The organism is Nesterenkonia massiliensis (assembly GCF_000455245.1).
GTDB classification, from domain to species: Bacteria; Actinomycetota; Actinomycetes; order Actinomycetales; family Micrococcaceae; genus Nesterenkonia; species Nesterenkonia rhizosphaerae.
Genome location: NZ_HG005176.1, coordinates 24,293 through 32,233, shown reverse-complemented (window position 1 = coordinate 32,233; position 7,941 = coordinate 24,293). Strand labels below are relative to the sequence as shown.

The window sequence follows — 7,941 nt, the reverse complement described above, 5'->3', positions numbered from 1 at the left end:
GACGACGGCCTTATCTCACAAATGTACTTCTTCGACGACTACATAGCTGCCCAGCGGTGCTTCGACCGCACGTCCAATCACATGTCCAGTGCGTGAGTACGCAGCGCCGGATGCAGGGAGGCAGGAGTGGTGGGTCGGATGGAAGTACCTGGGCGCGGAAGGGCTAGTTCCACATGAGCAAAAAGTATGACGACCCTGTAGAAGGGCGACGCGAAAGCGTGGAGAACATCCTCGGCAGCTGGGCCCTTGAAGGTGCGATCTCTGGCGAGCGCGGCATGGCGGTCATCCGAGCCTACGTCAAGGGCGAGCTTGAGGTCGACGAGACTATCGCCAAGATCCAAGAGGTGTACCGATGGGAGAAGAAGCTCACCGTCGCCGACCTTCCCGCGGTCATTTACTCTGCCGGTCTCGTCTTCAACGAGCTATCCGCCAGCCGCGTGGCCACTGAGATGTTTCTCAGATCCGGTAACTGCACCTGGACCAGATCTCGTTCCGATCTGGCGCTGCTGGAGGACTTGCGCGACGTGGCGCTCCTTACCCTTGAGCGCGTTCAGGCCAACACTGCAATCGACGCCTCGTTCGTCTGCTCTCAACACGCACATCACTCGCAGCGGTGCGCTGCATCCTGGCAAGCTCCGCACCGATAACCAAGGTATCGGAGTCTCCACCGCTTATGGTCGGTACACCCCGTCTGCGATCGACGAAGCCGGCCTGTAGAGCGTCATCGACTAGGCTCTCAGCGCAATAGACCCACGCGACAGGCGCTGAACCTCTTCTTGGCTATCGCCAAGGCTCAGCCGTTCCAGGATGGCCACAAGCGCACGGCCATCTTCGCCGCCAACGCACACCTCATCTGTAATCACTCCCAGCAGCTGCTCACTGTGCCGCTAGACAACACCTTCCATGACCTGCTGGCACGCTCTTACCTCTTCAATGAGGACGAGGGCGTGAAAGTTCTTATGCGCGGCAAAGGGTTCGCTTCCCTCTGACCTGAGCGCGTTTCTCCGTGAAGTAGAAGCGGCATAGCCGCTGCCTGGGGTTTCTCTGACATAGATCACTTCTATCAGGAGGCGCTTCATGGATCGCGAGATACACCAGCAGCTCAACGCCAAGGAAGACCATTTCAGGGAGATCTACCACGCCGTCGAGCATGACGAGGAACACGAAGGCGAGGATCCCTTCCACGCACTAAACGAATCCGTGCTGGAGATCAAGCGAGCCCTGGTCGTCGTGCTGGCCACCGGCGGTCCTCATGTTGAGGCCGTCGTCGAGCTGACTGACGACGGCAGCATTTCCGAGGCAACGCTGTACGGCTACTGGGGCGGATCACGCTCCTCTCGCAACGTCGATCCCGACTCCGGTCTCTTCCGAGCGCTCGAATACTACACCGAGGCATCCAATGGCTGAAACGCTGAAGATCTCTCACCCTGGCCCTCTCCGTGGCCTGCGCCTCAGTACTGGCAAAGGTGGAGCGCGACGGGCTGATGGAGGGCCTCGCCGGTGCTCACCCCGAATTCGGCTGGGAGTCCAATAAGGGCTACGGCTCTGCACATCACCGCGAGGCGATCAGCCAGCTGGGCCCCACCGCCTACCACTGCCACAGCTGGAACCTGGGTCAACACGCTCTTTTCTAGCCGCGGCACCGCGGCACTCACGCTTGAGGACAGCTCGATTGCTCCGCTTGAGCCTCAACGGGCGGGAATTTGCGGCTCATCCTCGATGAGGGTGGTGAGGCCGTTCAACGTCCCAGCTTCTTAATTTCGATCAGCGTCGCGAGGATTCCGCGGGGAAGCGTAACGATGGCCTCTTTCAGCATCTGTCAGAGCAGAAGCGACACGGATCAGCAGTGAGGACCTCCGTGGCTAGATGAGGCTGAAGGGTCTGGGTAAATGCTGCGTGTCTCTGAGCGCCGTAGCCGACTTCCGTGCCAATCGCTGAGGTAGACTTTCGGCAAAATCTTCATCACCGCCAGGGCTACGTACATGACCGTGTTAATGGCTACGAAGCCTGCAAGCATTTGGAACCATGCCGATTCCAGCACGGCGGGCGAGAAGAGGGCGTCGAAAAGCTCTCCCTGAGGTGTGAGTCTAAGCATTGTGTGACACCGCCGGCTCGTCTGTCCCTCGGCGAGAAAGGTTGCGGGCTTCAGTGGTGGTATTGCCCCAGGCGGCCTTACGGCCGAGGGTGATGTCGATAACGCCTTTGATGTAGACGAGGTTAAGGAACATGTCGTAAAGAAGTTCGGGGAAGAGCGTCGCCGCGAGCACCCGTGCCCGCCAGCCGCCCCGCCATACACTCACAACTCGTTCGACGACGAAGAGCAGTCCGATGCCCAACCAGAAGGGGAACCAGATCCAGCGGTCTATGGACAGAGCCGTGATGATGATCAGAAGGAAGAACGTGCCCAGGGCGATAACGCTGTAGCCGATACCCAACTGCTGTGCCCAGTACCGAAACGTCTGCCGAGTGACACCATAGGCTCCCAAGTTCTCCAGTGCTCCGCGTTGCCAGCGCAGACGCTGCCGCCAGAGCAGACGCAGGTTCGGCATCAGCTCGGTGACCACGCTGCATTCAGCAGGCGAGATCATCAGTCCGCCCAACGATTTGATCGCGATGGTGAGCTCGTTGTCCTCGGTCAGGGCTGCGGTGTCGTAGACGTCTCCGTGGCGACCGGGAAGTTTCTCACCGCGTTGTTCAGCGATCGTGCGTAATGCTTTTGGCCGGAACAGCGAGGCAGTGCCTGTGAGGACGAAGACGCGGCCACGGCGGCGCTGGATCTGCCGGCCGTAGCGTGTGTATTCGTTGCGCTGGAACTGTCCGAGCAGGCCGTGACCTTCTTCTCCATAGAACAACCCTCCGACGGCCATCAGAGCTCGGTCCTGGGTGAATTTGTGCACGGCAGCTTCGAGGAACCCGTCATCTAGCCGGGTGTCGGCGTCCATGACCATCACTACATCATTTGGTCCTTGTGCGGGCAGGACTTCTTTGAGCGCTTGGTTCAGCGCCCCGGCTTTCTTCTCGGTGTTGCCGACCGTCTCTAGAACCTCGACTCCGGCAGATCGGGCGAGGTCTGCAGTGCCGTCGGTGCAGTTATCGGCCACGACAATGACTCGTTCGGGCAGATACGACTGTGAAGCCAGCGAGGATAGAGTCTTAGGCAGAGGCGTCTCTTCGTTGTGCGCTGGGATGAGTACCGTGACAGTCACGGGACCGTGGAAGACTCCGCGTGTCTCAGCCATGACGACCCTGGGTGCCAGGGGAGTGGCAGATTCATCCGAGGACCGGCGCGACCTGTTTGTGGCTCGTAGATCGAACAGAGCCACCCCAGCAGTCACCAGCAGCACCAGAACCACCGCTGCGAGCACAAACCCCAATTGCGGGGCTTGGGGGTCGTAAAGCACTGAGAGCCCACCACCGATGAGAGCCTCACGTGGCTCACTGGCAGTCCATGCCTGAGCCTCCGCGAGGACGAACCAAAGAAATAGCGCCATCGCCGCAGTCGTGCTGATGATGAGCACACCTGTCATACGGTGAAGTCGCTTCACAGCGTTTGCCCTTTCGGTATGTAACGTTAGCTGCGGGAGTTCAGCTTCTGTAGTTCTGTTCGAGCCACCGAGGGCCCTCGGTCAGGTCCATCGGTTTGGACCAGAAGAATCCTTGAGCCTTGTCGCAGCCGAGTCGCAGCAGTTCGTCGAGCTGGGATTTCTCTTCTACTCCCTCGCCGATCACTTCGATTCCGAGGGCGTGGGCAAGATTGATCACCGCCCCAATGATCTTCGCAGAACGTGAGTCATGGGTTCCTAGGCCCTGGATGAAGGACTTGTCCACCTTCAGGGTGTGCACTGGCAGTCGGTGCAGGTAACGCAGTGAGGAGTGGCCGGCTCCGAAGTCGTCGATGCCAAAGCAGATTCCCAACTCCGCCGCCTCATTCATATGCTTTATAGCCAGATCAAGGTCAGTAATCTCTTCAATTTCGGTGATCTCGAGGTGAAGCTGATGAGGTTCGATTCCGGTGAGTGCTAGCAGTTCTTTGGTGTGTGTGATGAAGTTTCGGTCGTTCAAGTGGCGGGGCGAGAGGTTCACCGCGACCGTGAGACTGTGCAGGGTCGGGTGGTTCGACTCCCACTCCCGCAGCTGCCGCACGGCGTGCTCAAGCACCCACTTGTCGATGTCAACGATCAAACCACTGGCAGGGGCTGCAGGTAGGAACTCGGCGGGTGATAGAAGACCCCTTTCGGGGTGCTCCCAACGAACCAAGACTTCAAACCCAGCTGGCTTGTCTCTCCCTAGATCCATGATCGGTTGGAACCGCAAACGCAATTCGTCACACTGCAGGGCCTTGCGCAGCTGCGACTCAGTCGCCATGCGTTGCGAGACCTTCTGCTGCATCGACTCGTGAAAGACAACGGCCCCCCGCCGGCCAGAGTCTTTCACCTCGTACATAGCGGTATCTGACTTACGAAGCAGGGACTCTGTGGTGTCTCCGGGCTCGGAAAGTGCGATACCGATGCTGACTTTCGCGAAGATCTCTTCGCCGTCGATGATAAAGGGCTCATCCAATGCTGAGGTGACCCGGGCGGCGAGCTGATGAGCTCCCTCAGCGTCCATGTCCTCACATCCGATGACGAACTCGTCCCCACCGAAGCGGGCGAGCACGTCGCCCTGCCGTGTGAGATCGCTCAGGCGTCGTGACAGTTCCACGAGCATGGCGTCGCCGGCAGTATGTCCCCGGGCGTCGTTGACGACCTTGAAATGATCCAAGTCGATGAACATAACCACCACTTGACCTCCCGCTCGACGGGCACGTGCTAAGAAGCGGTCCAGGTATTCCATGAGAAGCCGTCGATTCGCAACGCCTGTCAGCGGGTCATGCATCGCTAGGTGTTTGAGGTCCTGTTCAGCTTTCTTGCGGCCGGTGACGTCTTGCAGATGCACATAGAACGAGTCAGTCTCACCATCAGAATTACGCAAGAGAACGACGACCTGCTCTACATAGACGACTTCGCCGTCAGGTCGAAGATAACGGCGTTCATTGCAGAGATGTACTATATCATCGCGCACAGCCTGCTCGAATAGTGACGGCTCATTCACATGGCTCGGATGAAGGAAGTCGGTAATTCGGCGACCCAGAAGCTGCCCAGGGTGGCGTCCTAACAGCCTACTTGCAGCAGCATTCACTCGGGTGAGGCTACCGTCGCTATCAGTCAGGACGATGCCGATAGGCGAGTGATCGATACCTAGAGCGAAGAGACGCTCGGCCTCTTTCTGTTGGGCCAGAGCCTGATGAAGTGGCGTAATATCGCGGACGGAGGCCACCGTAAAGGGCTGCCCCTCGATTTCTAGTTTCGAAGTAGACACTTCCCCGGGAAACTCGCTGCCGTCTTTGCGGTAACCCAGAAGCTCGCCACCCAACGGCGTCCGCAAAAACCGCCCTCGTTGAGCGGATAGGGCTTCGGCGATAATCGCGGTGCTAGCACCGCCTGCTACCAGCTCCCCAGCATGCATCCCGACGAGCTCCTCGTGGGAGTACCCGAAAAGCTCCGTGGCCTTATCGTTGGCCTCTTCCAGAATGCCATCGTCATTGGTCAGGAGGACTGCATCTGGATAGAGATTCAAGCAGCTTCGGCAGGTGAGGTGGCGAGCGTGATCTCCGCACATCGAGTTGACCCATTCTGAGGGTAGTAATCGTTAGTTGCGCGAAATGTATCATGGTTTCAGGGGCAAACGCGCATTGGCGCGTAGCGCTTGATGGTACTGGTGGTTGGATCAACCAGTCCAGCGACATCTTCGACACCCTCCCACCGATCGGCGACAAAAAGAGCGAGACAGGGCAGGCGCCAATCTTCGCTACCTATTCTGCTGGCCTGAAGACCAACCGAGACACCTGGTGCTACAACTTCTCCCGGGCTGCCGTGGAACAGAACATGGGCACCCTCATCGACACCTACAACCAGGACATCGAAGCCTTCCGGCCCACCGGCAGCAGCGCCAACCAGCGCCTGGACGAGGCCAAAGCCCACGCCACCTACGATGACACCCGGATCAGCTGGAACCGCGGCACGTTCAAGGACTTTGCCGCACAGAAGCGCTACGCCTACAACGACGGGGCTCTTCGTTTGGGCACTTATCGGCCATTCACCAAACAGCATGTCTACTTCGATCGGCAACTCGTGGACATGATCTATCAGCTGCCGTCGATGTTCCCTACCCCGGCCCACGACAACTACGGGTTCTACCTGACAGCTCCCGGCTCAGGACATGAGGCAACGCTTCTAGCTACCGACCAGGTTCCCGACCTCGCGTTCTGGGGCAGTGGGAGCGGCCAGTTCTTTCCCCGCTACACCTGGGAGCGAGTCGAGGACGCTGAGCCGGACCTGCTGAGCGGACTCGATGACTCTGGAGCTAACGTCGTCGTCGACGGATACCGCCGCATAGACAACATCACAAATGCCACGCTAACCCACTACCAGGAAGCCTTCGGCGACGACGTAACCAAGGGCGCGATATTCGCGCACATCTACGCTCTGCTGCACTCCCAGCAGTACCGGAGCGCCTTCGCCGCGGAGCTGAAGCGTCGGCTGCCGCGGATCCCTCTGCCAGCGTCGTCATCTGATTTCTGGTCCTTCGCTTCAGCCGGTCAGAAGCTCTTGGATCTGCATATCAACTACGAGGAGGTTGAGCCCTGCCCGCTGGAGGAGGAGACCACCTTGGGGGGTGCTTCCGATCCGGGCTTGTACCAGGTGCAGAAGATGAAGTGGGGCGGCAAGGCCAACGCGAAGGATAAGTCCCGGCTGATCTACAACACCAACATCACGCTGACAGGAATCCAGACCTCAAGGGCGGCTTCGGAGGTTTCACCGGTGGCAACCACTGAGGCCACCGCCAGCCGGGAGTGGTCATCGATCAGCTGGAAGATCACCGCCTTGCCTCCGCCGGTGAGCACATACTCGGTGGCATCGAGTTGCCATAAGCAGTTCGGTGCCGGGTACACGAACCGCCGGTAGGAGGCCCGGGGACGCTTCTTCGGCTCAACCCGGGCAACCCCGGCGGCACGAAAGATCCTGGCCAGCGAGGCCACCGAGGGGGTATCCATGCCCAGGGCCTTCATTTTCTCGTAGACGCTGATGGGCCCGTGGTCCAGGCCAGAGGCGGCCAGACTGGCTCGGACATCTACTGCTTGCTGCTTGAGCTCATCAGAGAGGGTCCTGGGACTGGTCTTCGGTCGTTTAGAGCGCGGCTGTAATGCCGCTGCCGGGGACTCCTGGCGTGCTCGGGTCAGGATCTTGTAGAACGTGTTCCTGGAGATCCCGTGCTCGTAGCAGAAGCTGCTCACCGACCCGCGTGGGGCATCAGCAGGCCATCGGGAGATCGCGAGGCGGATACGGGCATCAACAGGCTCATTCGGTTTCTGTGTCACCTGCCAAGAGAACCCGAATCCTCACTGCGGTGCCCGGAAGGCTTGGACGAGAGTTCAGAGAACTGTCACCACCAGGATCACCAGTTCTGTCACCGATGTGTTGATACGGAACTGTCACCGATGTCTTGAGACTTCACACAGGGGGAGAATTGCGCAAGGGGGGTGCGATTTCTTGTGTGCGCACGGGGTTGTGCGCCCGGGGTGTGCCGCCCATCCCCGGGTGCAGGCCGGTCGCTTGGTCGCTTCTAGGAGTACGGCAGGGCGTGAATGCGCTGCTGCAGCGGGGCCTGGCGCTGCAGTTCCCGCATGAGTTTCTGGTACTCGCGATTGCGCCGCTCGGCCATCACTGCGGCTAGAAACTCCAACGCCGAAGAGGTCGGCGGCAGCGGTGAGACATGGGGCAGCATCTCATCAGCCAGCCGACCAGCGGTCGCCATCAGGGCTGGCATATTGGCCCCCTTGCCCCCGCGGGCGGTCGCCCGTTCCACGGTGCGCAGCAGCCGCGCAGCCTGTGCAGCCAGTCC

Annotated in this window: 6 protein-coding genes and 3 pseudogenes; 5 read left to right on the top strand and 4 right to left on the bottom strand. The window is 59.7% G+C overall.

Annotation, left to right across the window (positions count from 1 at the left end; genetic code table 11):
• Positions 1-173: 173 nt before the first annotated feature.
• The 4 genes from TX78_RS14025 (at position 174) to TX78_RS12130 (ending at position 1,634) form a co-directional block, all read left to right on the top strand.
• The gene (locus TX78_RS14025) at positions 174-647 is read left to right on the top strand and encodes an antitoxin VbhA family protein (protein ID WP_199765290.1); all 474 of its coding nucleotides are present in this window, start codon (positions 174-176) and stop codon (positions 645-647) included.
• A gap of 129 nt (positions 648-776) precedes the next feature.
• The gene (locus tag TX78_RS14020; protein WP_199765289.1) at positions 777-989 is read left to right on the top strand and encodes a hypothetical protein; all 213 of its coding nucleotides are present in this window, start codon (positions 777-779) and stop codon (positions 987-989) included.
• A gap of 88 nt (positions 990-1,077) precedes the next feature.
• Positions 1,078-1,407 carry a hypothetical protein gene (locus tag TX78_RS12135; RefSeq protein WP_044496572.1) on the top strand — a complete coding sequence of 110 codons (330 nt, stop codon included), beginning with the start codon at positions 1,078-1,080 and terminating at the stop codon, positions 1,405-1,407.
• Between the two features lie 32 nt (positions 1,408-1,439).
• Positions 1,440-1,634, top strand: a complete 195-nt coding sequence (locus TX78_RS12130) for a ribonuclease H family protein (RefSeq protein ID WP_044496570.1) — start codon at positions 1,440-1,442, stop codon at positions 1,632-1,634.
• Between the two features lie 453 nt (positions 1,635-2,087).
• Here TX78_RS12130 and TX78_RS12125 read toward each other — a convergent pair whose 3' ends face one another.
• Together TX78_RS12125 and TX78_RS12120 are read right to left on the bottom strand one after the other, a co-directional pair.
• Positions 2,088-3,527, bottom strand: coding sequence for a glycosyltransferase family 2 protein (locus TX78_RS12125; protein ID WP_049897928.1), 1,440 nt, complete (start codon positions 3,525-3,527; stop codon positions 2,088-2,090).
• A gap of 58 nt (positions 3,528-3,585) precedes the next feature.
• Complete coding sequence (locus TX78_RS12120) at positions 3,586-5,616, bottom strand: putative bifunctional diguanylate cyclase/phosphodiesterase (RefSeq protein ID WP_158644349.1); 2,031 nt, start codon at positions 5,614-5,616, stop codon at positions 3,586-3,588.
• A 92-nt stretch (positions 5,617-5,708) separates the two neighbouring features.
• Here TX78_RS12120 and TX78_RS14450 point away from each other — a divergent pair.
• Positions 5,709-6,773, top strand: a pseudogene (locus tag TX78_RS14450) (type ISP restriction/modification enzyme); the annotation flags it as partial.
• A 53-nt stretch (positions 6,774-6,826) separates the two neighbouring features.
• On the opposite strand, the pseudogene TX78_RS13390 reads toward TX78_RS14450, so the two are convergent.
• Positions 6,827-7,417 (bottom strand): annotated as a pseudogene (locus tag TX78_RS13390) (IS481 family transposase); the annotation flags it as partial.
• 245 nt (positions 7,418-7,662) lie between these two features.
• A pseudogene (locus TX78_RS13585) lies at positions 7,663-7,941 on the bottom strand (hypothetical protein); the annotation flags it as partial.